This window comes from Erythrobacter sp. BLCC-B19 (assembly GCF_028621955.1).
GTDB lineage: Bacteria > Pseudomonadota > Alphaproteobacteria > Sphingomonadales > Sphingomonadaceae > Erythrobacter.
On sequence record NZ_CP117516.1, the window covers coordinates 3,050,453 to 3,077,452 of the forward strand.

At 65.3% G+C, this 27,000-nt stretch carries 27 protein-coding genes; 4 read left to right on the forward strand and 23 right to left on the reverse strand.

What is annotated here, in order from left to right; genetic code table 11:
- The first annotated feature begins 159 nt into the window (after positions 1-159).
- Genes gltX through PS060_RS14365 form a run of 3 tightly spaced genes read left to right on the forward strand, consistent with a single transcriptional unit; the run spans position 160 to position 3,143 of the window.
- A complete protein-coding gene (gltX, locus tag PS060_RS14355) occupies positions 160-1,596 on the forward strand; it encodes a glutamate--tRNA ligase (protein ID WP_273984088.1) in 1,437 nt (478 codons plus the stop codon).
- Between the two features lie 54 nt (positions 1,597-1,650).
- A complete protein-coding gene (locus PS060_RS14360) occupies positions 1,651-2,937 on the forward strand; it encodes a citrate synthase (protein ID WP_273984090.1) in 1,287 nt (428 codons plus the stop codon).
- A gap of 14 nt (positions 2,938-2,951) precedes the next feature.
- Entirely contained in the window at positions 2,952-3,143 is a 192-nt protein-coding gene (locus PS060_RS14365) for a hypothetical protein (protein WP_273984092.1), read from the forward strand.
- Here the strand turns inward: PS060_RS14365 and PS060_RS14370 are convergent, their stop codons facing one another.
- The 4 genes from PS060_RS14370 to PS060_RS14385 form a co-directional block, all read right to left on the reverse strand.
- The gene (locus PS060_RS14370; protein ID WP_273984093.1) at positions 3,144-4,541 is read right to left on the reverse strand and encodes a sensor histidine kinase; all 1,398 of its coding nucleotides are present in this window, start codon (positions 4,539-4,541) and stop codon (positions 3,144-3,146) included.
- 5 nt (positions 4,542-4,546) lie between these two features.
- On the reverse strand, positions 4,547-5,476 hold the full coding sequence (locus tag PS060_RS14375; protein ID WP_273984095.1) for a hypothetical protein: 930 nt from the start codon (positions 5,474-5,476) through the stop codon (positions 4,547-4,549).
- 56 nt (positions 5,477-5,532) lie between these two features.
- Positions 5,533-6,738: a hypothetical protein gene (locus PS060_RS14380; protein ID WP_273984097.1), complete on the reverse strand. Its 1,206-nt coding sequence runs from the start codon at positions 6,736-6,738 to the stop codon at positions 5,533-5,535.
- A gap of 98 nt (positions 6,739-6,836) precedes the next feature.
- Positions 6,837-7,172 (reverse strand): Hpt domain-containing protein, encoded by a 336-nt coding sequence (locus tag PS060_RS14385; RefSeq protein ID WP_273984098.1) that lies wholly within the window; start codon positions 7,170-7,172, stop codon positions 6,837-6,839.
- Between the two features lie 71 nt (positions 7,173-7,243).
- On the opposite strand from PS060_RS14385, the gene PS060_RS14390 reads away from it, so the two are divergent.
- A complete protein-coding gene (locus PS060_RS14390; protein WP_273984099.1) occupies positions 7,244-9,796 on the forward strand; it encodes an ATPase in 2,553 nt (850 codons plus the stop codon).
- Here PS060_RS14390 and PS060_RS14395 read toward each other — a convergent pair.
- The 19 genes from PS060_RS14395 to PS060_RS14485 form a co-directional block, all read right to left on the reverse strand.
- On the reverse strand, positions 9,793-10,077 hold the full coding sequence (locus PS060_RS14395; RefSeq protein WP_273984102.1) for a DUF1467 family protein: 285 nt from the start codon (positions 10,075-10,077) through the stop codon (positions 9,793-9,795). The genes PS060_RS14390 and PS060_RS14395 overlap by 4 nt on opposite strands.
- Complete coding sequence (locus PS060_RS14400; RefSeq protein ID WP_443112424.1) at positions 10,077-11,663, reverse strand: ribonuclease J; 1,587 nt, start codon at positions 11,661-11,663, stop codon at positions 10,077-10,079. Before PS060_RS14400 ends, PS060_RS14395 begins: the two co-directional genes overlap by 1 nt.
- 92 nt (positions 11,664-11,755) lie before the next feature.
- Positions 11,756-12,550: a type III pantothenate kinase gene (locus PS060_RS14405; RefSeq protein WP_273984107.1), complete on the reverse strand. Its 795-nt coding sequence runs from the start codon at positions 12,548-12,550 to the stop codon at positions 11,756-11,758.
- A 17-nt stretch (positions 12,551-12,567) separates the two neighbouring features.
- Positions 12,568-13,278, reverse strand: coding sequence for a biotin--[acetyl-CoA-carboxylase] ligase (locus tag PS060_RS14410; RefSeq protein ID WP_273984108.1), 711 nt, complete (start codon positions 13,276-13,278; stop codon positions 12,568-12,570).
- Positions 13,275-14,756, reverse strand: a complete 1,482-nt coding sequence (gene nuoN, locus PS060_RS14415) for an NADH-quinone oxidoreductase subunit NuoN (RefSeq protein ID WP_273984110.1) — start codon at positions 14,754-14,756, stop codon at positions 13,275-13,277. Before nuoN ends, PS060_RS14410 begins: the two co-directional genes overlap by 4 nt.
- Positions 14,756-16,348: an NADH-quinone oxidoreductase subunit M gene (locus tag PS060_RS14420; protein ID WP_273984112.1), complete on the reverse strand. Its 1,593-nt coding sequence runs from the start codon at positions 16,346-16,348 to the stop codon at positions 14,756-14,758. The genes nuoN and PS060_RS14420 overlap by 1 nt, the downstream gene beginning before the upstream one ends.
- A gap of 14 nt (positions 16,349-16,362) precedes the next feature.
- Entirely contained in the window at positions 16,363-18,396 is a 2,034-nt protein-coding gene (nuoL, locus tag PS060_RS14425; RefSeq protein ID WP_273984114.1) for an NADH-quinone oxidoreductase subunit L, read from the reverse strand.
- A gap of 6 nt (positions 18,397-18,402) precedes the next feature.
- Complete coding sequence (gene nuoK / locus PS060_RS14430; protein WP_273984116.1) at positions 18,403-18,708, reverse strand: NADH-quinone oxidoreductase subunit NuoK; 306 nt, start codon at positions 18,706-18,708, stop codon at positions 18,403-18,405.
- Positions 18,705-19,328, reverse strand: a complete 624-nt coding sequence (locus PS060_RS14435) for an NADH-quinone oxidoreductase subunit J (RefSeq protein WP_273986931.1) — start codon at positions 19,326-19,328, stop codon at positions 18,705-18,707. Before PS060_RS14435 ends, nuoK begins: the two co-directional genes overlap by 4 nt.
- Before the next feature lie 138 nt (positions 19,329-19,466).
- On the reverse strand, positions 19,467-19,955 hold the full coding sequence (gene nuoI, locus PS060_RS14440) for an NADH-quinone oxidoreductase subunit NuoI (RefSeq protein WP_069310315.1): 489 nt from the start codon (positions 19,953-19,955) through the stop codon (positions 19,467-19,469).
- Positions 19,955-20,431, reverse strand: a complete 477-nt coding sequence (locus tag PS060_RS14445; protein WP_273984118.1) for a hypothetical protein — start codon at positions 20,429-20,431, stop codon at positions 19,955-19,957. The genes nuoI and PS060_RS14445 overlap by 1 nt, the downstream gene beginning before the upstream one ends.
- Positions 20,428-21,474 carry an NADH-quinone oxidoreductase subunit NuoH gene (gene nuoH, locus PS060_RS14450; RefSeq protein ID WP_273984120.1) on the reverse strand — a complete coding sequence of 349 codons (1,047 nt, stop codon included), beginning with the start codon at positions 21,472-21,474 and terminating at the stop codon, positions 20,428-20,430. Before nuoH ends, PS060_RS14445 begins: the two co-directional genes overlap by 4 nt.
- Positions 21,471-23,486, reverse strand: coding sequence for an NADH-quinone oxidoreductase subunit NuoG (gene nuoG, locus PS060_RS14455; protein ID WP_273984121.1), 2,016 nt, complete (start codon positions 23,484-23,486; stop codon positions 21,471-21,473). The genes nuoH and nuoG overlap by 4 nt, the downstream gene beginning before the upstream one ends.
- Positions 23,486-24,778, reverse strand: a complete 1,293-nt coding sequence (gene nuoF, locus PS060_RS14460; RefSeq protein ID WP_273984124.1) for an NADH-quinone oxidoreductase subunit NuoF — start codon at positions 24,776-24,778, stop codon at positions 23,486-23,488. Before nuoF ends, nuoG begins: the two co-directional genes overlap by 1 nt.
- On the reverse strand, positions 24,778-24,954 hold the full coding sequence (locus tag PS060_RS14465; RefSeq protein ID WP_273984125.1) for a hypothetical protein: 177 nt from the start codon (positions 24,952-24,954) through the stop codon (positions 24,778-24,780). The genes nuoF and PS060_RS14465 overlap by 1 nt, the downstream gene beginning before the upstream one ends.
- Positions 24,951-25,094: a hypothetical protein gene (locus tag PS060_RS14470; protein WP_273984126.1), complete on the reverse strand. Its 144-nt coding sequence runs from the start codon at positions 25,092-25,094 to the stop codon at positions 24,951-24,953. Before PS060_RS14470 ends, PS060_RS14465 begins: the two co-directional genes overlap by 4 nt.
- 1 nt (position 25,095) lies before the next feature.
- Positions 25,096-25,764: an NADH-quinone oxidoreductase subunit NuoE gene (nuoE, locus tag PS060_RS14475; RefSeq protein WP_273984127.1), complete on the reverse strand. Its 669-nt coding sequence runs from the start codon at positions 25,762-25,764 to the stop codon at positions 25,096-25,098.
- Positions 25,764-26,678 carry a hypothetical protein gene (locus PS060_RS14480; RefSeq protein WP_273984128.1) on the reverse strand — a complete coding sequence of 305 codons (915 nt, stop codon included), beginning with the start codon at positions 26,676-26,678 and terminating at the stop codon, positions 25,764-25,766. The genes nuoE and PS060_RS14480 overlap by 1 nt, the downstream gene beginning before the upstream one ends.
- A complete protein-coding gene (locus tag PS060_RS14485; RefSeq protein WP_337960243.1) occupies positions 26,678-26,983 on the reverse strand; it encodes a nuclear transport factor 2 family protein in 306 nt (101 codons plus the stop codon). The genes PS060_RS14480 and PS060_RS14485 overlap by 1 nt, the downstream gene beginning before the upstream one ends.
- Between the last annotated feature and the right edge of the window lie 17 nt (positions 26,984-27,000).

Genomic DNA, 27,000 nt, shown 5'->3' on the forward strand with positions numbered 1-27,000 from the left:
GCCAAGGGCGCGCACGTCGCTGCGCGGCAGTATCCGGGCCGCCCGGATCCTCCCCCATAGGAATGATCGGCACATCGCGCATCGGCTTGTCCCCCGGCCGGCTCAGCCCCATCGGATGCTGGCGCCAAGCCGCTCAAAGTGAACAGGAACTCGAAGCTTATGGCAAGCGAAAGCAGCAGCGCAGACACCGCCACCACTGGTGAGGTGGTCACCCGCTTCGCGCCCTCGCCCACGGGCTATCTGCATATCGGCGGCGCGCGCACCGCGCTGTTCAACTGGCTCTACGCCCGCCACCACGGCGGCCGCACGCTGCTGCGGATCGAGGACACCGATCGCAAGCGCTCCACCCAGGACGCGATCGACAAGATCATCGAAGGGCTGGCCTGGCTAGGGCTTGATTATGATGCGCCGCCGGTGTTCCAGTCCGACCGGGCCGAGCGCCACGCTGAAGTCGCGCAGATCCTGCTGGCCGCCGGCCACGCCTACAAGTGCTTTGCCACGCCTGAAGAGCTTGAGGCCATGCGCGAGCATCAGCGCGCCAACAAGCAGCCGCTGCGGTATGACGGCCGCTGGCGTGACCGCGATCCGGCCGAGGCGCCGGAAGGTGCTCCCTTCGTCATCCGGCTCAAGACCCCGAACGAAGGCGAAGTGACGATCCATGACCAGGTGCAAGGCCCGGTAACGGTCAAGAACGAGGAAATCGACGATTACATCATCCTGCGCGCTGACGGGACGCCGACCTATATGCTCGCGGTGGTGGTCGATGATCACGACATGGGGGTGACCCATGTGATCCGCGGCGACGATCACCTCAACAACGCCTTCCGCCAGCTGCCGATCATCCGCGCGATGAACGCGATCGAGGGCAACTGGCCTGATCCGGTCTATGCCCACATCCCGCTGATCCACGGCAGCGACGGGGCCAAGCTGTCCAAGCGCCACGGTGCCTTGGGGGTCGAGAATTATCGCGACGAATTCGGCATCCTGCCCGAGGCGCTGTTCAATTATCTGCTGCGTCTGGGCTGGGGGCACGGCGACCGCGAGGAAATCACCCGCACCGAGGCTGTCGAGCTGTTCGACCTTTCCGGCGTTGGCAAGAGCCCGTCGCGCTTCGACATCAAGAAGCTCGAGAATCTCAACGGTCACTATCTGCGCGAGGCTGATGACGCGCGCCTTGCCGCGCTGGTTGCCGAAAGGCTGGGCGAGGATGCCGATGTCGAGCTGCTGACCCGGGCGATGCCGTTTCTCAAAGTCCGCGCCAAGAGCCTCATCGAAGTCATTGAGGGCGCAGCATTTCTCTTTGCCAAACGCCCCCTGGCTATGACCGAAAAGGCCGCCGCCCTGCTCGAAGGTGACGCGCGCACCATCCTGCGCGTCATTTGCAACGCACTTGCAGCGCAAAACGACTGGACAAGCGAGGCGCTCGAAGCCACTACGAAGGCGCTCGCCGAGGAGCAGGGATTGGGCCTTGGCAAGCTGGCGCAGCCGATGCGCGCGGCGCTAACCGGGACGACCACATCACCCGGTATTTTCGACGTGCTGGTCCTTTTGGGCCGGGACGAAGCGCTCGCCCGGCTCGAAGCGCAGGCCGCCTAGGGCAGGCTGCGGGTCGCACGGGGCGCGGCAGGGATTTTGGACAGGAGATAGATCTTGGCAGACAAGACGGCGAAACTCGAACTCGGGGGCAAGACCTTCGAATATCCGGTGCTCGAAGGCAGCACCGGCCCCGATGTGATCGACATCCGCAAGCTCTACGCGCAGACGGGGGCGTTCACCTTCGACCCGGGCTTCACCTCGACCGCCAGCTGCGAAAGCGCGCTGACCTACATCGATGGTGACGAGGGCGTGCTGCTGCACCGCGGCTATCCGATCGGCCAGCTGGCCGAACATTCCAGCTTTATGGAAGTCAGCTACCTGCTGCTCAACGGCGAACTGCCGAGCAAGGACGAGCTCGACAAGTTCACCTACACCATCACTCGCCACACCATGCTGCACGAGCAGCTGATGACCTTCTATCGGGGCTTCCGCCGCGATGCGCACCCGATGGCGGTGATGTGCGGCGTGGTCGGCGCGCTGTCGGCGTTCTATCACGACAGCACCGACATCGCCGATCCGACCCAGCGCATGATCGCCTCGCACCGGCTGATCGCCAAGATGCCGACGATTGCGGCGATGGCCTACAAGTATTCGGTCGGCCAGCCCTTCATGTATCCGGACAACCGCCTGTCCTACACCGGCAATTTCCTGCGCATGACCTTCGGCGTTCCGGCCGAGGAATATGAGGTGATCCCGGCGGTCGAGCGCGCGATGGACCGGATCTTCATCCTCCACGCCGATCACGAACAGAACGCCTCGACATCGACCGTGCGTCTGGCGGGCTCTTCGGGCGCGAACCCGTTTGCGTGCATCGCGGCCGGCATCGCCTGCCTGTGGGGCCCGGCGCATGGCGGCGCGAATGAAGCGGCGCTCAATATGCTCAAGGAAATCGGCACGCCCGACAAAATCCCGCACTATATCGAGCGCGCCAAGGACAAGAACGATCCGTTCCGCCTGATGGGCTTCGGTCACCGGGTCTACAAGAACTACGACCCGCGCGCGACGGTGATGCAGAAGACCGTGCGCGAAGTGTTCGATGCGCTGAAGGTCACCGATCCGCTGTTCGAAACCGCGTTGCGGCTTGAGGAAATCGCGCTCAGCGATCCCTACTTCATCGAGAAGAAGCTGTTCCCCAACGTCGACTTCTATTCGGGCATCATCCTTTCGGCGATCGGTTTCCCGACCACGATGTTCACCGCGCTGTTTGCCCTCGCCCGCACCGTGGGCTGGGTGGCGCAGTGGAACGAGATGATCAGCGATCCCGGCCAGAAGATCGGGCGTCCGCGCCAGCTCTACACCGGCCCGACGGAGCGCGATTACATCCCGCTCGACAAGCGCTGAGAGACTGACACCCCATGATGATGCTCAGGACGGCAGGGGTTTTCCTAGTCGTCATGGGCATCATCTGGGCGCTTCAGGGCGCAGGGCTTTTGAACTGGCCCGCCAGCAGCTTCATGCTCGCGCAGCAGCAATGGGTGCTTTACGGCGCGCTGACCACAGTGGTTGGCGCGCTTTTGCTGTGGTGGGCCAGCAAGATCAGGCGCTGATCAATGCGCCGGAAGTTCGAGCCGGAACAACGCCCCGCCGCCGGGTGCCGCGCTGACGGTGAGGCTCCCTTCCATCGCCTCGGCTAGACGGCGCGAGATATAGAGGCCAAGGCCTGATCCCCCGTCACGACCACCGTCACTGTCACGGCCGAGACGTTCGCCCTTGTCGAAGATGCGGGTGGCCTGTTCGGGGGTAATGCCCGGCCCCTCGTCGGCGACCGTGAGAGCCACCCGCCCCTCACCGGCCGCAAGCGCGGTGATCGTCACCGTGCTTGCGGCCGGGGCGTAGGCAATGGCGTTGCCGATCAGGTTGATGAGGATTTGCAGCACGCGCCGGAATTCCGCCGTCGCCACCGCCGCGCCGCGCTCGCCTTCGACCACCAGCACGGTGTCGCGGTTCTGCGCGCGCACCCCGAGGATCCCCGCTGCCCGGCGCGCCGCATCGGCGAGATCGACGGGCTCCCTCGCCGTCGAGAAGCCCGGCGTTTCGACCACTTCGAGATCGGCAAGATCGTCCAGCATGGCGGCAAGATGCTGCCCGGCGCTGGCGATCGTGCCCGCGTATTCGCTGTATTCATCACGCAGCGGGCCGGCGAGGCGGGCGCGGATGCTTTCGGCATTGGCAATGATCCGCGCGACCGGCTGGCGCAGCACCGGGGTCAGCGCTGTGCCGACGAGGCGCGAGGGGAGAGCCTCGGGCGCCGCGCTGTCGGCCTGGTCGGCCACCGTTTCGCCGAGCGGCTCTTCGGCGATCAGCAGCAGTTCGAACCCCGCAGGGTTTTGCGCATCGGGGCCGAGCGGGATCAGGCGCACCCGCCAATTGCGGGCCGACCCGGCAAAGCGGCACGTGGCTCCGTCGAGCAGCCGCCAGTGGAGCGGCTGATGATGGCTGACGCCGGTCAATTCGACCAGCGTGCTCCAGGTCGTGCCGGGGGCTTCGGTGGCAGCCTTCTGCAATTCGGCAGCATCGGGCGCGAGTGCGCTCAGCACCTGCAAGCGCTGGCGTGCGTCGAGCCGGGCACTGACTTCCGCGGTGGCGCGGTCGATGGCATCGATCTTTTCCGCGAACTCGCGCGCGCTGGGCGGCGTCAGCGGGCTGCGTTGCCAGTTCTCGACCAGCACCTCGCAGCCGCCGCCTTCGCCCTCCGCAAGGGGGTGAATGCGCGCAAAGCCGGAAACTTCAGCATCGCCATCAAATGCGGAAAAGCTGCGCGCGATCTTGAGGCCCATCGCCCGCGCCTGCTGCACCAATGCCAGCAGTTCAGGGATCGCGAGCGTGCCCGGCAGGTCGCCCCCGCAGCGCTCCTGCAACTCGGCGAGCGGCGCATCCGCGCTCAGAAGCCGGTCGCGCGCATCCGTGAGGCCATAGGCGCCGAGCAGGCTGTCGGTGTGATCCATCGCGTTCATCGCCCGCCACCGCTGCCCGCCAGCAGCGCCTCGGCCTGCGCGGGGGCAATTTCGGCGAGCCCGCGCGGCGGACGTCCGTTCGGATCGGCGAGCATCACCTGCCGCTCCGCCGCCCGGCCATCGACGCCGCCTGCCCGCAACAGCAATGCGAGCCGCAGTCCCTGCCCATCAAGGCAGGCGAGCACGACACCGGCGCGCGGCTGGCGTGTCGCGGCTGCGAGTGCGCTGGCGAACAGCGCAACCCCGGCATGGTCCAGACCCAGCGCCGCCACCGCGCCCCGGCGCATCGCTGCGACGAGCCGTGCCAGCAGGCCAAGCCGCCCCGCCGCCTCGTCGTAACCGGCCTGCAAGCGCGTCGCGGCCTCGCTATCGCCCATCTGACTCTGCACGCCCGCCAGCAGGCGATGGAACAGTTCGGCGGGAAGTTCGGCGAGCGGCAATTCCATGCGCCGCTGGCTTTGCACGAAGCGCGATTGCCCTGCGAGTGTCGCCATGGCGAGGCTGGCAATGGCGGGGTCTTCTGCCGCGATCAGTTCCTGGAGCAAGGGGCTCAGCACCGGATCGACCGCGTGGCGCGTTTGCAGGCGTTCGGCAATCAGGCTCTCGGCGGCAAGTGCATGGCAATGGGCGAGCAGGGCTTCGTCGGCCATCAGCTGCTCGGCCAGCGGATCGAGCACGGATGCCTCGATCGAATGGGCGGGCAACCTTATGGCCGGATCGCTGCCCGCCCGCAGCGCCAGCAATTGTGCCGCAAGGTCGTGGATCATGCCGCGCACCCGGGCGAGCACCGCGTCGCTGACCAGCGCCTGCGCTTCGCTGCTCAGCAGGTGGCGCAAGACCGGGACGACCGCCGTCAGCGCACGGGTTTCCCGCGCGAGCTCCTCTGTGAGGATCGCCTCGACAGCAGCGTCGGCGGCCAGGTCCATCGTCTTTTCGCCCATCCTTGCGAGGGTTACCCCCACATAGTTAAGACCGCGTTAGATCAAGTCTTGCGTCCGCGCAGCAGCAAAGCTGTCAATAGCCCCAAGGCGAGACAGGCCAGCGCTTCAGGCAACAGGTCAAAGGCAGAGGCAAGCGCAAGCACCAGGAGCCAGGAAGCGCGGTCTGCGGCAGGGCGGGCGAGCGCCTCACCCTCGCTGCGCGCGGCCAGAACGGCCAAACCGACAGTGACCGGGCCAAGCACGGCAAGCGGCTGCCAACTCGGCCACGGCGCAAGCGCAAACCACAGCAGGAGCGCGGTGAGGAGGTCGCTCACCGCGCCCAGCATCTCCGCGCCGGTGGCGGTGCTGGGTTTGACAATTTCCAGCAAGCGCCGGGCAAGCGCCGCATGGGCCTGCGCCACCCGCAGACCAAGGGTGCCCAGCCCTGCCAGCAGCAGCCCTGCGGCAGGCGGGCCGAACGCAGCCGTCATCACGCCGGTCAACAGGAGCGCCAGCCCGATCCCGCCCGCCACCAGCCCGCCCTGCCCCTGACCGCGCTGCGCAAGCGCACGGGCCAGCAGACCGGCGAGCAGCTCCATCGGAGCGCGCCAGTCGCGTGGTGGGGCGGCGCTGGCGATCAGCGCTTCCCCGGCCGCCGCGACCCGGTCGCCGTCATCGGCCAAGATCCAGCGCTGATCCAGGGGTTCGTGCGCTGCAAGGTCGCGTAGGGGTGTCCCGCTTTGCAAGGCAAGCCGCAGCAGCAGGGACACGGCATCGGCATCGGCTGGGAAATCCGCAAGCTGCTGCACCGGCGCGCCGCGCATCGCAAGGACTCCGGCCCAATTGCGGCTCGCATCGATCCGTTCGAAATCCTCCGGGAAGGCCGCGGCAAGGGGATGGTCGGCCGGAAATGCCGCAACCATGCGACGCAAGGCGCTCTCGCTGGTGAACATCCCGCGCACGATCTCGGCATCGGGCACCAAGCCGTCGGCGATGATGAAGAGATCATCCTCGGCGCGCACCAGAGCAGGCAGCGCCGCAAAGCCGGTCAAGGCATGGAAGGCCGCGCCGCTACCCTCGATGCTGTGCTGGAGCGCGAGGATTTCGGCCGAATGGGTCGCAGTCAGGCAGACCACCCGCTCGACGCCGAGCGATTGCAGCAGCGCACCTTGCCACGCCAGCACGCTGCGCCCCGCAAGCGGCAAAGACGCGCGCAGGCTCCCCTCGCGATCTGTCTTCAGCGCAGCGATCAGGCCAACGCGCATCATTACCCCCTCGGCATTGCGGCCGCGAGGGTGACGCGTTCAGAGCATGGGTTCAAGCCGCAGTTGAAAGATTACCCCGCCCATCGGCGAGGCGATGGCTGTCAGCGACGGGCGTCGCGGCGCAGGTCAGCGGTCTGTGCGCGGCTGAAGCGGGCGAGAACGCCCTCGACCTCGCGGATCGCCATAGGCTCGCCTGGTGCGGCGTGAAGCGCGATTTCCGCAGCTTGCAGCAGGTCTTCGGCATTGAAGCTCGCCGCCAGCCCCTTCAGCCGCATCGCCGCAACGTGCCAATTGCCGTCGCAGCGCGCCCGCTTGAGCAGGTCAAGCTGCCGCATCGCGCTTTCGATGAAGGCCGCACGCAACTCGCGCAGCAGCGCGGCATCATCGCCGGCCGCTGCCGCCAGGGTTGCATCAAGGGCGCCATGATTGAATGCCATGCTCCCGCGAATACGCGCGATTGGGTTAATGCGGGGTTTATCCACAACGGCGGTGTGGTATGAAAGCGCCCATGACAGGACGGCACCAGATGCGCGCCTTGGGGCGCAGCGGCGGCGAAAGCGGCTCGGGGGATACGACACTTCCGGAGGTCGGCGGGCAGGCTCTTGCGGGGGAAGAGACGCTCGACCTTGCTGAAAGCTGGGCTGAGGACGAGGCCCATGCTGGCGATCATCCGGGCGGCTCGCACAGGCTTATGGCGGTGCTGGCCATTCTGGTTACTGCCGCATGGAGCGGGTTCTTCGTCTGGGCCAATTGGGCGCAAATGCTGGCGGGCGCCGCGCCTGCGCAATGGGCGAGCTGGGTGGTCAGCTGGGCGGTGCCGGTCGCGCTGGTGGGGATCGGCTGGCTGCTGGCGATGCGTTCCTCGCAGGCCGAAGCGGTGCGCTTTGCCAATACTGCCGCTTTGATGAACCGAGAGAGCGCCGCGCTTGAAGCCCGGCTCAAGGTGGTCAACCGCGAGCTCAGTCTGGCGCGCGAGTTTCTTGCCGCCCAAGCGCGTGATCTTGAAGCACTGGGCCGCATTGCGGCAGAGCGGCTGGGTGCCCATGCGGGTGAATTGCAGGCGCTTATTGCCAGCAACGGCGCACAGGTCGAAGCCATCAGCACCACGAGTGAGACCGCGCTCGGCAATATGAACCGCCTGCGCGATGATCTGCCCGTGATTGCGAACGCGGCTCGCGACGTGGCCAACCAGATCGGTGCGGCAGGGCGCACCGCCGAGGATCAGCTCGGCAAGCTTACCGGCGGCATGACCGCGCTGGGCGAAGCAGGCAACAGCAGCGAAGCGCAGGTTGCGCGCCTGACTGCGCAGGTGGGCGATGCCCTGGGCCAGTTCGAAACGCAGGTCGCACGGGTCGAAGCGCTCGTGACCCAGCGGTTTGCCGCCTTGCAGAACGAAGCGGAGGCCTATCGCGAACGCATTGCCGCACTCGAAAGCGAAGCACTCAGCGCGCAAGCCGGACGGGTGGAGGATATTCGCGCGCAGGCAAACACCATCGCCGACAGCCTGCACGCCGCAACCACGCAGGCGCAAACCGATTTCGCGGCAACCATCACCGCCTTGCACGAGGCGATGACGGAAAAGCTCCAGCTGGTCGACCAGCTTGACCGCAGCACGCAGGCCGCAAGTGCGCAGCGCCTCGCCGATCTGCGCGATGCCGCGCAGCAGATAGACAGCCAGATCGAGGCGCGCGGCAGCCGCTTTGAAGAGCTGATCCAGCAGCGCCAGGCCGCCTTCGAGACGACCGAAGCGCAGGCCAGCGAAGTCTTGGCGCAGCGGCTCGCCGCGCTCGATGATGCGCTGGCGCAGCGGCGCGAGGCGCAGATGGCCGAGATTGAAAAGCTGGTGGCGCTTGGTGATGCGCTCGGCGAACAGGCGGCCGAGCTCGAACGCGCGATCGCGGCCATCAGCCAGTCCGGTGAGGCCACCCGCTCGACGCTTGGCGAAGGCCTGAACGCCCTCATGCAGCAGCTCGCCGACAAGCGTGTGGCACTTGCCGCGACCGAGGCGCAGCTGGTGCAGCTCACCGACAGCAGCGTGCGGATGCTCGAAATCCTGCAATCGGGCACCCGCACCTGCCGTGAGAATCTGACGACCGCGATCAGCGCGGCCAACGGGGCGCTCGAAGGGGTCGAGGCCCGCGCCGACAAGGTCGAAGCGCTGATGCTGCGGAGCACGCAGGCAGGCAGCGACCTGTCCGACTATCTGCTCAAGACCCGTAGCGAAATCGACGCGGCTGAAGTCGCGATTGCCGGGTTCAAGTCGCATCTTGCGGAGGAGACCGAGGACGCCCTCGCCCGGCTTCAGGGGCTGCGCGGCGGCTTTGCGCGACTGGCAGAGGAAAGCGGCGCGCTGGCGAACGCCAGTCAGAACACGCTGCGCGCGGCGCTCGGCACGCTCGAAGAGGCCATCGCGCAGGCCTTCGCCACGCTCGATCAGGGTGCGCGCGAGCGGTTGCTGGCGCTGGCTGGCAGTATCGGGGCCGACGCCGTCGGCGTGCTTGAACGTGCGCTGCGCACCGAGGCGGCTTCCACGCTCGGCAAGCTTGAACAATCCGCGGCACACGCCGCCGGGGTCGGGCGCGAGGCGGCAATTCAGCTGCGCGATCAGCTGGTCAAGGTGAACGAACTTACCGGAAATCTCGAACAGCGCGTCACTCGTGCGCGCGAACTGGCTGAAGAGCAGGTCAATAATGACTTTGCGCGGCGGATGGCGCTGATCACCGACAGCCTCAATTCTGCGGCTATCGACATCACCGCAGGCCTCTCAACCGAGGTCGCCGACACAGCGTGGGACGCCTATCTCAAGGGCGACCGCGGCATCTTCACCCGCCGCGCGGTGCGCCTTATCGACAATGGCACCGCCAAGGATATCGCCACGCTCTACAGCGCCGACGAGACGTTCAAGGCCAATGTCAGCCGCTACATCCACGATTTCGAGGCACTGCTGCGGCAGACGCTCTCGACCCGCGATGGCCACGTGCTGAGCGTGACGATGCTGGGATCGGACATGGGCAAGCTCTACGTCGCTCTCGCGCAGGCAATCCAGCGGTTCCGCACCTAGGTGGCGCTGGCAGCAGGCGGTTTGGGCAGGAAATCGATATCCGCGACCGTCACCCAGCCATAGTGGTAATTGGCCACGAACAGCGCCGTGGCGAGCGCTGCGACCACTGATGCGCGGGCAGCGACCTTGCCGGGCTGGAAGTTGATCGGCGCGCTATCGGCCTGCCCCGGCACCTTGTCCGCCCCCACCTCGTCGGCGGTCTTGACGCCGAAGGGCAGCATCAGAAAGCCGCTCATCACGAAGAACAGGAAGTAGATCGCCGCAATCGAGGTGATCTGCATCAGGCGGCTGCTCCCGGCATGACAACCCGCACCTGCGGGCGCTTGCCTGACCAGCGCTGCGCCGCGCGGCGGGCGGCAAGGCGCGCCGCCTCGCGGATCGCGGCCTCATCTTTCGCGTCGCGGCCCTTGAGGCGCTTGATGGCGTTGAGCACATCCTCGGATGCCTCGGCGAGAAATTCGGGGAGGTCCTCGTCAAGCGGCAGGCCCACCGCCTCGATCACCGGACGGCTCCCGCGCGCCAGCACCACCACCAGCACGCCCTCACCCGCGATCCGGCGGCGCATGGTGATCGCATCGCCATCAGCGGGCGAGATGATGTCGCCATCGAGCACCAGACGCCCGGCGCGCACTTCGCCGAGCTTGCCCGGCTTGCCCGGCGCGAGGCGGACGATGTCTCCGTTCTTCTGCACCACTTGATGCGGGATTCCGCTCGCCTTGCCGACGCGGGCCTGCTCGGCCATGTGGCGGATTTCGCCGTGCACCGGCACCAGCACCTCGGGCTTGAGCCAATCGTAGAGCGCCTCCAGCTCCGGCCGCCCCGGGTGGCCCGAGACGTGGATCAGCGCCTGCCGGTCGGTCACCATCTGGATACCGCGCGCGGCGAGCTGGTTCTGGATCTTGCCGATGGCGATCTCGTTGCCGGGGATCTGGCGCGAGGAGAACAGCACCACATCGCCAGCGACCAGTTCGATCGGGTGGTTCATGTCCGCCATCCGCCCGAGCGCCGCCCGCGGCTCGCCCTGCCCGCCGGTGGCGAGGATCAGCACCTGCCCACGCGACAGGCCCATCGCGGTGTCGAAGTCGACCGGGGTGGGGAAATCAGCGAGGTAGCCGTTGTCCTGCGCCACCTCGATAATGCGATCGAGCGAACGGCCCGCGACGCAGATCTGCCGCCCCGTTTCCCGCGCCACTTCGCCCAGCGTTTGCAGGCGCGCGACATTGCTCGCGAAGGTGGTGACGACGACGCGCTTGCCTGTGTGGCGCGCGACTTCCTCCATCAGCGCCTTGTGCACCGCACCCTCGCTGCCCGAGGCATTGGGGTTGAAGACGTTGGTGGAATCGCACACCAGCGCCAACACGCCATCTGCACCGATTGCGCGCAGTTCTTCCTCGGTGGTGGGTTCGCCGATGATCGGATCATCGTCGAGCTTCCAGTCGCCAGTGTGGAAGATGCGCCCGTGCGGCGTGTCGATCAGCAGGGCATTGCCCTCGGCAATCGAGTGCGCCAGCGGCAGGTAGGTGATAGTGAACGGGCCGAGGTCGATCTGGCCGTGATCGTCTTCGATAATGTTGAGTTCGACCTGTCCGAGCAGCCCGGCCTCTTCCAGCTTCCTCGCCACCAGATCGGCGGTGAAGGGTGTCGCATAAAGCGGCACGCCCAGGTCACCCGCGAAATAGGGCACCGCGCCGATGTGATCCTCGTGCGCGTGGGTCAGGACGATGCCGAGCAGATCCTTGCGCCGCTCCTCGATGAAGTCGAGATCGGCGAAGACCAGCTCGACGCCGGGATATTCGTTGCCCGAGAAGGTCATGCCCAGATCGACCATGATCCACTTGCCCTGGCAGCCGTAGAGATTGACGTTCATGCCAATCTCGCCCGAGCCGCCCAGCGCAAGGAACAGGAGTTCGTCTTCGGGGGTGTAATCGTTCTTCACAAGGTCTCTTACGCTATGCGCACTCAGGCGGTTTCAGCCTGGCGGGCGAGGATGGCGAGGCCATCAAGGGTGAGGTCGGCATCGACATGGTCGAAGATGTCGGTCGCGTCGTCGAACAGGATCGCAAGACCGCCCGTGGCGACGACCTTGGCAGGGCGGCCGATCTCGGCCTTCATCTTGGCGACCATGCCTTCCATCATTGCAACGTAGCCCCAGAACACGCCGATCAGCATCTGGTCTTCGGTGTTGCGGCCGATCACGGATCGACTGGCAGGCGCACGGATAGCGATGCGCGGGAGCTTGGCGGTCTTGCCCACGAGCGCATCAAGGCTGAGATTGATCCCCGGCGCGATCGACCCGCCCTTGTAGGCGCCGGTGTAATCCACCGCCTCGAACTTGGTCGCTGTGCCGAAATCAACAATGATGAGGTCACCGCCATATTTGTGATGCGCGGCAAGAATGTTGAGCGCGCGGTCGGCCCCTAATGATGACGGTTGGTCAACATCGATCTCGAACCGCCAGCGCGCGGTGCCCTGCCCTGCGAACAGGGGGGTGATGCCGAAATACTTCTCGCACAGAACGGTAAGGTTGTGGTCGGCGCGCGGCACCACCGAGGCAACGATGATCTGCGTGATCGCGTCGCGCTCTACCCCTTCGATCTTCAGGAGCTGGAGGAGCCACACCGCATATTCGTCCCCCGTCCGGCGCGGATCGGTAGCAATGCGCCACCGCGCACGGATGGTGTGCGTGCCGTCCGGCTCATAGGTGAACAGCGCGAAGACGACATTGGTGTTCCCGACATCGGCGGCGAGCAGCATGGGTTGCAGTCCTTGGCTTAAGAAATGTCGCCTGCGCGAATGACACGTTCGCGCCCATCCGCCAAGCGCAGGCGCAAGGCTCCGTCGGATTCCTCGAGTCCGGCAAAGGTGCCAGAGAGCACCGAGCCGTCGGTATCGTGGACCGTGAGCGGTGCCCCTTGCGCGTGGACCGACTGGTTCTGGAAGGCGTGAAGTGTCGCACCAAGGCCGTAGGTGCGCCACGCTTCCAGCCTGCGGTCGAAGGCGGCGGCAAGGCTTGCAGCGAAATCCTCGAGCAGCGGCGGCGCGGCAACGTCTGCCAGCGCGGCGGTCTTGCGGCCTTCAACTTGCGGCGCATGTGCAAGGTTCACCCCGATGCCGACAATGATATGCCCGCGCACCATTTCGAGCAGAATGCCCGAGAGCTTCCCGCCATCAAGCAGAACATCGTTCGGCCACTTGAGGCCAAGCGGAGCCCCCTCCCCCACCACCGCGGCCGCCGCATCGCGAACGGCGAGCGCGGCGACGAAGCTGAGGCTGGCGGGCGGCGGGCCACCCTCGCCCAGTTGCACCACCGTCGAGCCCATGAAATTGCCCGCCCCGTCGAACCACTCGCGCCCCTGCCGTCCGCGTCCGGCGGTCTGGCGGCGGGCGACCAGCCACGATCCCTCTGGCCACCCCTCCCCGCCGCGCAGGGCGGCGGCGAGGTCGGCATTGGTCGAGCCGGTCTGTTCGGCGAGGTGGATCAAACCGAGACGATGAACAGCGAACGGGCGGCCTTGTCGGCCAGATCGGTCAGCGAAGGTGTCAGCAGGTAACCGAGCGGCGAGATGATCAGCGCGGTGAGGCCAAGCAGCACCCAGTGCCCCGTCTCGCTTTTACCGGTGACGACGCCTGCGGGTTCATCGAAGAACATCACCTTGACGAACTTGATGTAATAGAACGCCCCGATCACGCTCACTGCGATGGCGATGGCGCCGAAGGCCACAAGCCCCGCCTCGATGGTCGCCTGGAACACCACGAACTTGCTGTAGAACCCGAGCAGTGGCGGGATGCCGGCGAGGCTGAACATGAAGATCAGCAGTGCCCAGGCAATCGCCGGACGGGTGACCGAAAGGCCGCGGATGTCGGCGAAGGTTTCAAACACCTGCCCATCCTCGCCCCGCAGCATCAGCAGCGCGACAAAGCTGCCGATGCTCATGGCGACGTAGATGAACAGGTAGACCAGCATCGCCGACGCGCCGTCGACATTCGCCACGGCAAGGCCGAGCAGGATGAAGCCGATATTGTTGATCGAGGAATAGGCCAGCAGACGCTTCAGGTTCTCCTGCCCGATTGCCCCCAACGCGCCGAAGATGATCGAGGCCAGCGCCATGAACATCACGATCTGCTGCCATGCGACAACCTGACCGCCAAACACCTCGAACACCACGCGCGCGGTCAGACCCACGGCGGCGACCTTGGGGGCGGTGGCGAAGAAGGCGGTGACGGGCGTCGGCGCGCCTTCATAGACGTCAGGCGTCCACATGTGGAACGGCACGGCGCTGATCTTGAAGGCGAGGCCTGCGAGCACGAAGATCAGACCCAGCAGCGCGCCGGTGCCCATCTGCCCGGTAAGACCTGCGCGCACCGCCTCGAACGCAGTGCCGCCGGTGAAGCCATACAGCAGGCTCATCCCGTATAGCAGGATCCCCGAAGCCAGTGCGCCCAGCACGAAGTACTTGAGACCCGCCTCGCCCGAGCGGGTGTCCCGCCGAAGGATTGCGGCCAGCACGTAGGCGGCAAGACTGTTCAATTCGAGCCCGAGGTAGAGGCTCATGAAATCATTGGCCGACACCATCAGGCTCATGCCAACAGCCGCGAACAAGACCAGCACCGGATATTCGGCGCGCATCCCGCGCTCGATCCCAGCTGACGGGCTGGAGAAGAAAGCCGGGGCAATCATCAAGGCGGCAATGGCGGCGAGATAGATCAGCGCCTTGGCGAACAGCGCGAAGCTGTCAATCTTGAGAAGTCCGCCAAATGCCAGCGTGGCCGGGCCGTCGGTGCCAGTGTGCAGGGCCGGAACAAGCATCAGACCTGCGCCGAACAGCGCACTGGCGGCGATGATGGCGATGAGGCGCGCAGCCTTGTCACCGCCCCAGGCAGCAACCAGCAGCAGCGCGAGCCCTGCACCGCTCAGCAGCAGTTCAGGCCGGACAAGTGCGAAAGAAGCGGCGAAATCCATCAGTGTGCGCCCTCCGCGGCATTCTCTTTTGTGCCGCTCTCGTGATCCATGCCCTCATGCCCGGCGCCGTGATGTTCCAGCGCGTTGGCGGCCTTGGCGCGGGGTGTACCCGGCGCAAGACGAGCATCACCAGCGGGCGCCGCAGCAGCGAGCCGCGCATCGAGCATAGCGATGTCCTTGCGCATCGGGGCGAGGAAGCTTTCCGGATAGACACCCATCCACAGCACCGCCGCCGCAATCGGGGCCATCATCACCCATTCGCGCGCCGAGATATCCGGCATCGCAGCGGCATCGTCATTGGTCTGCGGCCCGAACGCCACGCGGCGATAGAGGTAAAGCATATAGGCCGCGCCCAGAATGATCCCGGTGGTGCAGATCAGGGCAACGAGGCTCGATGTCTGGTAAATCCCGGCCAGCGAAAGGAATTCGCCCACGAAGCCGCTGGTGCCCGGCAACCCGATGCTCGCCATCGTGAACAGCAGGAAGAACAACGCGTAATAGGGCATATTGGTGGCAATGCCGCCGTAACGCGCGATCTCGCGGGTGTGCAGGCGGTCGTAGATCACGCCCACGCACAGGAACAGCGCGCCCGAGACGAGGCCGTGCGACAGCATCACGATCATCGCGCCCTCGAGCCCCTGCACATTGAAGGCGAACAGGCCGACAGTAACGATCGCCATGTGCGCGACCGAAGAATAGGCGATCAGCTTCTTCATGTCGGCCTGAACCAGCGCGACCAGCGAGGTATAGACCACCGCGATCATCGACAGCGCGAAGACCAGCCATGCGAACTGAGCGCTCGCCTCGGGGAACATCGGCAGGCTGAACCGGATGAAACCGTATCCGCCCAGCTTCAGCAGCACGCCTGCAAGGATCACCGAACCAGCGGTCGGCGCCTGCACGTGCGCGTCGGGCAGCCAAGTGTGCATCGGCCACATCGGCACCTTCACCGCAAAGCTCGCGAAGAAGGCGAGCCACAGCCAAGTCTGCGCCTGCGGGGGGAAGCCGTATTGCATCAGCGTCGGGATGTCGGAGGTGCCGGCCTCGGCGACCATCCAGAACATCGCGATCAGCATCAGCACCGAGCCGAGCAGCGTGTAGAGGAAGAACTTGTAGCTCGCGTAGATGCGGTTGTCCCCGCCCCACACCCCGATGATGAGATACATCGGGATGAGGCCCGCCTCGAAGAAGACGTAGAACAGGAACAGGTCCTGCGCGGCAAAGGTGCCGATCATCAGCACCTCCATGAACAGGAAGGCCGCCATGTATTCGCCGACGCGCTTCTCGATCGAGTCCCAGCTGGCAAGGATGCAGACCGGCATCAGGAAAACGCTGAGCATGATCAGCAGCAGCGCGATCCCGTCGATCCCCAGCGCATAGCTAAAGCCCGCGAACAGCTCGGCGCGCTCGGTGAACTGCCATTGCGGGCCGCCCACATCGTAATTGGCCCAGAGCAACACGCCCAGAACGAAGGTGACAAGCGTCGCCCCGAGCGCGATCCAGCGGGCAGCCGCCGCGCCTGAGAACAGGCACAGCGCCGCACCGGCCAGCGGCACGCACATCATCAGCGACAGGATGGGAAGGCCTTCCATTACGAAGCGCGCTCCTAAAGCAGAACGTAGGTGACAGCCCCGACCAGCCCGAGGAGCATGATCAGCGCATAGGTGTAGACATAGCCCGACTGGATCGACTTCGCGGCGACCGACGAACGCTCGACCACCCAGGCGATCCCATTGGGGCCGAAGCGGTCAATCGTGCCGACATCGCCAAGTTGCCAGAACCAGCGGCCGAAGGCGAAGGCAGGCTTGACGAACAGGGCGTCGTAAAGCTCGTCAAAGTACCACTTGCGATAGACGAACTGGTGCAGCGCGCCGAAGGTGGCGACGAACTTCGCAGGAATGTCGGGCTTGGCGATGTAGGCCACGTAAGCGCCCGCAAGGCCGACCAGCATCACGATGGTTGCAGTCAGCTTCACCCACAGCGGCACGCCGTGCATCGCGTGGATCAGGTCTTCGTTGTAGAAGATCGACCCATTCCAGAAGCTCGCGCCGTCGATGAACTGGTGGTGGAACACGAAGCCTGCGAACACCGCGCCGAGGCTGAGGATACCGACCGGCAGCAGCATCGATACCGGGCTTTCGTGCGGGTGATAGCCCGCCGTGCCGTCGTCCGAGCCGTGACCGTGGTGGTCATCGTGGCCGTGGCCGTGCGCGTGATCGTCATGCCCGTGCGCATCGTGAACAGCGTGCTGGATGTGCTCTGACTGCTCCCAGCGCGGCTTGCCCCAGAAGGTCAGGAACATCAGACGCCACGAGTAGAAGCTCGTCAGCAGCGCCGCGATGGCGCCCGCCCAGAAGGCGAACTGCCCCGCCCCGTTGTGACGCGCATAGGCCGCCTCGAGGATCGCGTCCTTTGAATAGAAGCCCGCAAAGCCGAACACCCCGAGGATGCCCACGCCGGTGATCGCCAGCGTGCCCATCATCATCGCCCAGAAGGTAAGCGGGATCTTCTTACGCAGGCCGCCATAGTAGCGCATATCCTGCTCGTGGTGCATCGCGTGGATCACCGAGCCCGCACCGAGGAACAGCAGCGCCTTGAAGAAGGCGTGGGTGAACAGGTGGAACATCGCCGCGCCGTAAGCGCCGACGCCCGCCGCAAAGAACATATAGCCGAGCTGCGAGCAGGTCGAATAGGCGATCACCCGCTTGATGTCCCACTGCGTCGTGCCGATCGTGGCGGCAAAGAAGCAGGTCGCCGCGCCCACGATGGTGACGATGGTCAGCGCCGTCGGCGCGGTCTCGAACATGGGCGAGAGGCGGCACAGCATGAACACGCCCGCCGTCACCATGGTCGCCGCGTGGATCAGCGCCGACACCGGGGTCGGCCCCTCCATCGCGTCGGGAAGCCAGGTGTGCAGGCCCAGCTGCGCGCTCTTGCCCATCGCGCCGATGAACAGGAGGATGCACAGGATATCCATGGTGTAGAGGCGCATCCCGACGAAGGTGATCGTCGACCCGCTCATCGAAGGCGCAGCTGCAAGGATTTCGGCAATCGAGGTGGTGCCGAACACCATGTAGGTGCCGAAAATGCCGAGCATGAAGCCGAGATCGCCCACGCGGTTGACCACAAAGGCCTTGATCGCAGCCGCGCCTGCGCTGGGCTTCTTGTACCAGAACCCGATCAGCAGGTAGGACGCAAGCCCCACCCCTTCCCAGCCAAAGAACATCTGGACGAGGTTATCGGCCGTCACCAGCATCAGCATCGCGAAGGTGAACAGCGAGAGATAGGCAAAGAACCGCGGCTGATCCGGGTCTTCTTCCATGTACCCCCACGAATAGAGGTGCACGAGCGCCGAGACCGAATTGATCACGACCAGCATGATCGCGGTCATGGTATCGACCCGCAAAGCCCAGTCGAAGGTCAGGGTGCCGGACTGCACCCACTTGAGGACGGGCACGACCTCGGCGGTCGCCGTGCCACCCAGAAAGCCGAGGAAAATCGGCCAGCTCAAGGCAGCAGCCAGAAACAGTCCAGCGGTGGTCACGGATTTCGCCGCGACATTGCCGATGAACCGGTTGCCGAGCCCCGCAATCAGGGCAGCGACCAGCGGCGCGAAGACGATGATGAGGATCGGATGCATCGCGCCTTACCCCTTCATCCGGTTGATATCGTCCACCGCGATCGAGCCGCGGGTGCGGAAGTAGATCACGAGGATCGCAAGGCCGATCGCAGCCTCGGCCGCAGCGACCGTCAGCACCAGCATCGCGAAGATCTGGCCGGTGAGGTCGTTCAGGAAGGCGCTGAAAGCGACGAGGTTGAGGTTCACCGCAAGCAGGATCAGTTCGACCGCCATCAGGATGACGATCACGTTCTTGCGGTTGAGGAAAATCCCCAGCACGCCGAGCACGAACAGGATCGCGCCCACGACAAGGTAATGTTCGATCCCGATCACAGCTCGATCCCCTGACCCACTTCGGGGTTCTTCATGACAGTGGCTTCTTCCGGACGGCGGCGGATCTGCTTGCCCACGTCCTGCCGCGCGCGGGCACCCGGCTTGGGCGGCTGGAAGGTCAGCACGATCGCACCGATCATCGCGACCAGGAGGATGATCCCCGCGATTTCGAACAGCACGATGTAACGGCCATAAAGCAGAGCGCCGAGCGCCTCGATATTGCTGGTGTCCGCCGCCTGCACCGCAGAGCCATCCGGCGTGCCCAGCGTCAGCCCGCCCGCACTGTAGGCGCCCACGCCCAGCATCAGCTCGGCCAGCAGGATCGCGGCGATCAGCAGCCCCAACGGCGCATTGCGGCTGAAGCCTGCCCGCATCGCGGCGAAATCGATGTCGAGCATCATCACCACGAACAGGAACAGCACCGCAACCGCGCCGACATAGACGATCACCAGCAGCATCGCGATGAACTCGGCGCCGAGCAGCACCATCAGCCCGGCCGCGTTGAAGAAGGCGAGGATCAGCCACAGCACCGAGTGCACGGGGTTCCTCGCCATCACCACCATGACAGCGCTGGCGACGACGATGGTCGCAAAGAAATAGAAGGCGATGGCCTGTATCAGCATGATGCGTCTCCGCCGATCCGCGCGCCCCGGCGCGGCGCCGGGTGTCCAGAAAGCGGCATTTGATCCCTTAGTCCAAGTGTGAGCCGCAGCAGAATGCCCCGGCCCGTTAACCCCATGTCCTTGTCGCCGCGCGCCCTAGCGGTAGGGGGCGTCGGCTTCAAGGTTGGCCGCGATGGCCCTTTCCCATTTGTCACCATTCGCAAGCAGCTTGGCCTTGTCGTAAAGCAGCTCCTCGCGGGTTTCGGTGGCGTATTCGAAGTTCGGCCCCTCGACGATCGCATCGACCGGGCAGGCTTCCTGGCAAAAGCCGCAGAAGATGCACTTGGTCATGTCGATGTCGTAGCGGGTGGTGCGGCGGCTGCCGTCCTCGCGCGGCTCGCTCTCGATGGTGATCGCCTGCGCGGGGCACACGGCCTCGCACAGCTTGCACGCGATGCAGCGCTCCTCGCCATTGGGATAGCGCCGCAGCGCGTGTTCACCGCGGAAGCGGGGCGAGAGCGGCGCCTTCTCGAAGGGGTAGTTGATCGTCACCTTGGGCTTGAAGAAATACTTCAGCGTCAAGGCGTGCGCCTTGAGGAATTCCCAAAGGGTGAACGACTTGATGAGGTGGGAGACGGTGGTCATTATCCCTGCTCTTTCGGCGAAAAATCGGCTTTGCACAGCCCGGCAGCGTCATAGCGATAGGGCTCGAACGACTGGCCATCGCGCCCCGCGTTCCAGCTATCGTCGTAGACCGTGACGTAAGCCACCGACTGGCCTTCGCGGCGCAGTTTCAGATTGATGATGTAGAGCGCGGTACCGACCCGGCGGGAGATCTGGTAATCGCGGAACCAGTCCCCGGCATCGTTCGGTGTCACCGACGCGCGCCCTGCCAGTGGGCTTCCCGATGCGCTTTCCAGCGCCAACACGAAGCTGGCATTGGGCAAATGGCCCTTGGGCGCGACCGGAATAAGGCCTCTCAGGTCGAAGCTCTCGGTCGCCGAGCCATCTGCGGCTGTGCGCGCAAGGCTACACACGAATGCCGTCGCCGGAATTTCGGGCTGCGGGCGGGTGTCGAGCGTCTCGACCATCACCTGCGCCATCAGAGCCAGGCCGATCATCCGAAATGCCCCGTCGCCATCAGGTAGCCGCTGGTCGCCGCCACAAACAGCAGGCTCATCGGCAGGAACACCTTCCACCCGAGGCGCATCAGCTGGTCGTAGCGGTAACGGGGCACGGTCGCCCAGATCCAGCTGAACATGAAGAAGAAGATGAAGGTCTTGACGAGGAACCAGATGATCCCCGGCACTATGTAGAGCACCGGAATGTCGAGCGGCGGCAGCCACCCGCCCCAGAACAGCAGCGTGTTCAGCGAGCACATCAGCAGGATGTTGGCGTATTCACCCAGCCAGAACAGCGCGAAGCTCATCGAGGAATATTCGGTTTGGTAACCCGCGACGAGCTCGCTCTCGGCCTCGGTGAGGTCGAAGGGCGCGCGCGCGGTTTCAGCCAGCGCCGAGATGAAGAACACCACCCACATCGGGAAGAGCAACGGGTGCACCGCATAGGCGTTGATCAGCCCCAGCCCGAAGCCCTGCTGCGCGTTCACGATTCCCGAGAGGTTGAAGGTGCCGGCAAACAGCACCACGCAGACCAGCACGAAACCGATCGAGACTTCGTAGGAGATCATCTGTGCAGACGCGCGCATCGCCGAGAAGAACGGGTATTTGGAGTTCGACGCCCACCCGCTCATCACCACGCCGTAAACCCCCATCGAGGAGATCGCGAGGATATAGAGCAGGCCGACATTGATGTCCGAAATCACCACCCCCGCATCGAAGGGGATCACCGCCCAGGCCGCGAGCGCGACCGTGAAGGTGATGATCGGCGCGATCAGGAAGATGCCCTTGTTCGCGGCGCTCGGGATGATCGTCTCTTGCAGAAAGACCTTGAGCCCGTCCGCAAAGGACTGAAGCAGCCCGAACGGCCCGACCACGTTCGGCCCGCGCCGCATCATGATCGCGCCCAGCACCTTGCGGTCGACATAGATCACCATCGCCACGCTGAACATGACGAGCAGCGAGACGATCAGGATCGCGGCAAGCGTCGCGACGGTCCAGGCCCATTCGTAGCTGAGGCCGAGGGATTGGAAGAAGGCGGTCATTCCGCGGCCTCCTTGACGTCGGCCCCGTGGAGCAGCTCATCCGAGCAGCGCTGCATCACCTCGCTCGCGCGGGCGATCGGGTTGGTGAGGTAGAAGTCCTTGATCGGATAGCCCGCAAGCTCGCCCTCGAACTTCGCGCCGCTGTCCGCCTTGGGGAGTGCGCCGTAATCGGCGAGGCCCTCTTCGCCCAGCGCGGGCGCGGCGGCGATCATGGCTGCCTGAAGCTGGTCGAAGCTGTCGAAGCCGACGCTCACGCCCAGCGCATCGGCCAGCGCGCGCAGGATCGTCCAGTCTTCGCGCGCGTCGCCGGGGGCGAATACCGCCTTCTCGGCGAACTGCACCCGGCCTTCCGTGTTGACGTAGGTTCCGTCCTTTTCGGCATAGGACGCGCCCGGCAGGATGATGTCGGCGTGATGCGCGCCCTTGTCGCCGTGGTGGCCGATATAGACCTTCAGCGACCCCGCGTAGGGCGCGTAGTCCATCTCGTCCGCGCCGAGGCTGAGCAGCACCTTCGGCGAAGCGGCGGCGATATCGGCCATCCCGCCCGGAAGCGTGAAGCCGAGCATCAGCGAAGCCATGCGCGCCGCCGAGATGTGCAGCACGTTGAAGCCGTTCCAGCCATCCTTCACGAGGCCGAACTTGTCGACCAGCTTGAGCGCCGCCGGAAGCGCGCCCTTGGCCAGCGCCGCGGCGCCCACGATCACCGCCGGGCGCTGGGCCGACTTCATGACGTCACCCAATTCCTTGGGCACGCGGTTGAGCAGCTTGAAGTCGGAGCCGAGGAAGGTCGCCGGATAGGTCGGGTCCCATTCGGGGCCGATGATGTAGACCTTGGCGCCCGCCTTCACCGCCTTGCGCAGGCGGACGTTGAGCAGCGCGGCCTCCCAGCGGACATTGCTGCCGATGATGAGGATCGCGTCAGCGGTCTCGATGCCCGCGAAGGTGCTGTTGAAATTCACCGCCGCGAGGTTCAACACATCATAGGTCATGCCGGTCTGGCGCGCTTCGGTCAGCTGCGAGCCGCAAGCATTGACCAGCGCCTTGGCGGCAAACATCGTCTCGGCATCGAGCAGATCGCCCGCCACCGCCGCGATGCTGGCCTTGTCGCCTTCCAGAGCGGCGGCGATCATCCCGAAAGCCTCGGCCCAATCGGCGGGCTGCAAGCGGCCGTCACGGCGCACCCACACGCGGTCGAGGCGGCGCTTGGTGAGGCCATCGACCTGATAGCGTCCCTTGTCCGACAGCCACTCTTCGTTGACGTCGTCATTCACCCGCGGCAGCGCGCGCATGACTTCGCGGCCCTTGGAGTGGAGCGTGATGTTGGCCCCCACTGCGTCCGAAACGTCGATCGACAGAGTCTTCTTGAGCTCCCACGGCCGCGCCTCGAAGGCATAGGGCCGCGAGGTCAGGGCACCGACCGGGCACAGGTCGATGACGTTCGCCGAAAGCTCGTGCGCCGCCGCCTGCTCCAGATAGGTGGTGATCTGCATGTCCTCGCCGCGATAGAGCGCGCCGATCTCGTCCACGCCCGCGATCTCTTCCGAGAAGCGCACGCAGCGGGTGCAGTGGATGCAGCGGGTCATGATCGTCTTGATCAGCGGGCCCATATACTTCTCGGTCACCGCGCGCTTGTTCTCGTGATAGCGCGAGCCGCCGCGGCCATAGGCGACCGCCTGATCCTGCAGATCGCACTCGCCGCCCTGGTCGCAGATCGGGCAATCGAGCGGGTGGTTGATGAGGAGGAACTCCATCACCCCTTCGCGCGCCTTCTTGACCATCGGGCTGTCGGTGCGGATTTCCTGACCCTCGGCAGCCGGCAGCGCACAGGAGGCCTGCGGCTTGGGCGGCCCGGGCTTCACTTCGACGAGGCACATGCGGCAATTGCCGGCGATGGAGAGGCGCTCGTGATAGCAGAAGCGCGGGATTTCCTTGCCCGCCAGCTCGCACGCCTGCAGCACAGTCGCGCCCGCCGGGACCTCGATTTCCTGACCGTCTACGGTGACCTTGGGCATTACTCGGCTGCCTCTTGGAATTGGGCGTTGTGTTCGTTGATCCGCCGCTCGAGCTCGGGGCGGAAGTGGCGGATGAGGCCCTGGATCGGCCACGCGGCGGCGTCGCCCAGCGCGCAGATGGTGTGGCCTTCGACCTGCTTGGTGACTTCCTGCAGCATGTCGATTTCCTCGATCGCGGCGTCACCCGTTCGCAGGCGCTCCATCATGCGCCACATCCAGCCCGTGCCCTCGCGGCAGGGGGTGCACTGGCCGCAGGACTCGTGCTTGTAGAAGTAGGAGAGGCGGCTGATCGCGCGAACGATGTCGGTCGACTTGTCCATGACGATGACCGCCGCAGTGCCGAGGCCCGAGCCCAGTTCCTTCAGCCCGTCGAAGTCCATAGGGGCGCTGCGGATCTGTGCGGCGGGGACAAGCGGCACCGAGGAGCCGCCGGGGATCACCGCGAGCAGATTGTCCCAACCGCCGCGGATGCCGCCGCAGTGCTTCTCGATCAGCTCTTCGAACGAGATGCTCATCGCTTCCTCGACCACGCAGGGCTTTTCCACGTGGCCGGAGATCTGGAACAGCTTGGTGCCCTTGTTGTTCTCGCGCCCGAAGCTCGAGAACCACGAAGCCCCGCGCCGCAGGATCGTCGGCGCGACCGCGATGCTCTCGACGTTGTTCACCGTGGTCGGGCAACCATAGAGGCCCGCGCCCGCCGGGAAGGGGGGCTTGAGGCGCGGCTGGCCCTTCTTGCCTTCAAGGCTTTCGATCATCGCGGTCTCTTCGCCGCAGATATAGGCGCCCGCGCCGCGATGCATGAAGACGTCGAAGTCGTAGCCCGAACCGCAGGCGTTCTTGCCGATCAGGCCGGCGTCATAGGCCTCGGCGATCGCCTTCTGGAGCGTCTCGGCCTCGCGGATATATTCGCCGCGGATGTAGATGTAGGCCGCACGGGCGCGCATCGCGTAGCCAGCGACCAGCGCGCCTTCGACCAGCTTGTGCGGATCGTGGCGGATGATCTCGCGGTCCTTGCAGCTGCCCGGCTCGGATTCGTCGGCATTGATGACGAGGAAGCTCGGGCGCCCGTCGCGCGATTCCTTGGGCATGAAGGACCACTTGAGCCCCGTCGGGAAGCCCGCCCCGCCCCGTCCGCGCAGGCCGGAGGCCTTGATCTCTTCGATGATCGCATCCTGCCCGCGCGCGAGCAGTGCCTTGGTGTTGTCCCAATCCCCGCGCGCCTGCGCCGCCTTCAGGCTCCAGTCCTGAAAGCCGTAGAGGTTGGTGAAGATGCGGTCCTTATCCGCCAGCATCACTGCATTCCCTTGTTCTTGGCGCGCTTGATACGCACCAGCGAAATCACCTGAAACACAAGGCCGAGGCCCATGACAATCACGCCCATCTCGTACGGCCCGGTCGAAGTCAGCACTGCGCCGAGCGCAAAGCCGGTAAGGCCGAGGATCGCAAAGAGGAGCGTCAGCGGGTTCACGCGAAAGCCCCCTGCGACCACATCCCGTAGAGCACGGCGATGATGAGGATGATCACGCCAACGCGGACCATGCCCATCAAGAGCTTGTAGGCGATGAACGCCAGCACAAGCGCGCCGAGGAAGGAGGCGACCGCGGTCACCTTACCACTCGCCCCGATAGTCGTGGTTGGCATCCACCATCGCGGTCAGCGTGGTCGGCCCGCCCGCAGGCTCGGAGGTGTGACGCCCCGGCTCCTGCGTCCCGGCCTTGGGCGTCTGCCCCGCCGCCAGCGCATCAAGCACCGCGTCGAGGCGTTCTGGCGTCAGGTCCTCGTAATTGTCGTCGTTGATCTGGACCATCGGCGCGGTGGCGCAATTGCCCATGCACTCGACCTCGGTGAGGGTCCACAGGCCATCCGCCGAGATCCCGCCCTTCACCATCCCGCGCTTCTTGCAGGCAGACATGATGTCGTCACTGCCGCGCAGCATACAAGGCGTGGTGCCGCACACCTGCACGTGGAATTTTCCGACGGGCTTCAGGTTATACATGAAGTAAAAGCTCGCGACCTCAAGCACGCGGATCACCGGCATGTCGAGATACTTCGCGACATACTCGATCACCGGCAGCGGCAGCCAGCCCTGCGTATCGGTCTCGGCACCCACCTGACGCTGCGCCAGATCGAGCAGCGGCATCACCGCCGAGCGCTGGCGCCCTTCGGGATACTTGGCGATGTGCCAGTCGGCGGTTTTCTTGTTCTCCGGCGTCCACGCGAAAGCACCCCAGCGGGCGCGCAGTTCGGGGGTGTCGGGAGCGGGGGTACGGTCAGCCATCAGTTTGCACCGGCCTTGGACGTGAGGAATTCGCGGTTCTTTTCGAAAACCGCAGGATTGACGTAGTTGAACTGGATCGCGGCGATCTTGGCATCACGGAAGAACACCATCGCCGTGTAGCCGTGCCCGGGCTGTTGCGAGACAACCCGGCAACTGCTGAAGAAAGTGGGGCCATAAGCGCCGTCGCTGCGGGTCTGCTTGCACTCGGCGCTGGCCGGCGTGCCGATATTGGCGGTCAGCCAGGCGAGCTGTTCATTGGCGCCAGCCAGCCCGTCGCTGTCGCGTTCGGCGATGAAGGTGCTTTGCGCAAGATCGCGGTAGCCGGTGGTGAAGTTCGCATCCTTCGTCAGCGCGGCCGCGTCGGTCAGCTGGCCTGCCTTGAGCTGCGGTTCAAGTGCCTTAAGCGCGGCGAGTTCGACAGCGGCCGCCTTCTCGATCCGGGCCTTGCGCGCTTCCGGGCTTTCCGGCGCGGGCAGCATCGGCGCTGTCGGAGGGGCCATCGGCTTTATCGGCGGTGCGGCCGCGCGCTTGGCAAGGCGCGCTGCGTCGGCCGGATCGACGACCTCGACATAGGAACTCTCGGGATCCTTGCCGAGCTGCGCCTGATACTCGCCGTTCGGGCATTTCCAGCTGTAGGTGTAGAGCTGGAAATACTTGCTGAGATTCGCGCCGGTCTGCTTTGCCGGGCAGCCGATCACCAGATCGACGAAGGCCGCGGGCGTGCGCACCATACGGTCGTCGTCCATCAGCGCAAAGATGCCCTTGATCCGGCCAATCGCCCCGTCACGATCCTTCGCTTCCAGCGCCGCGACGAGGCCTTCGACCTCGGGCCCGGCCGGAACCGGCACGTGTTCCTGCGCGGCCGCCTGAGCAGCCGTCACCAGCAGCAGCAAGGAGGGCGCGAGGCGAGTCATCAGCGGATGAACTCCACCCGCGAACACAGGTCGCCTTCGAAGGAATAGACCGACATGACTTCGAAGGGCTCAGCAGCGGACGAGCGGTATACCCGCTCATGCAGCACGGCGAATTCGCCAAGCTCGTAGCCCGTTACGATTTCAGCCCGGTTCTCGGGGAACTCGGCAAACATCGCCTTGAGACCAGCGCGCGTTCCTTCGCGCCCCTCGCGCACCACCGCGCCGCGATAGCCAGCCTCGCAGGCATCTTCGGTCATCAACGCAACATAGGCGTCGGCATCCTGCGCGTTGTAATGCGCGATCATCTGCTCGGCGATGGCGA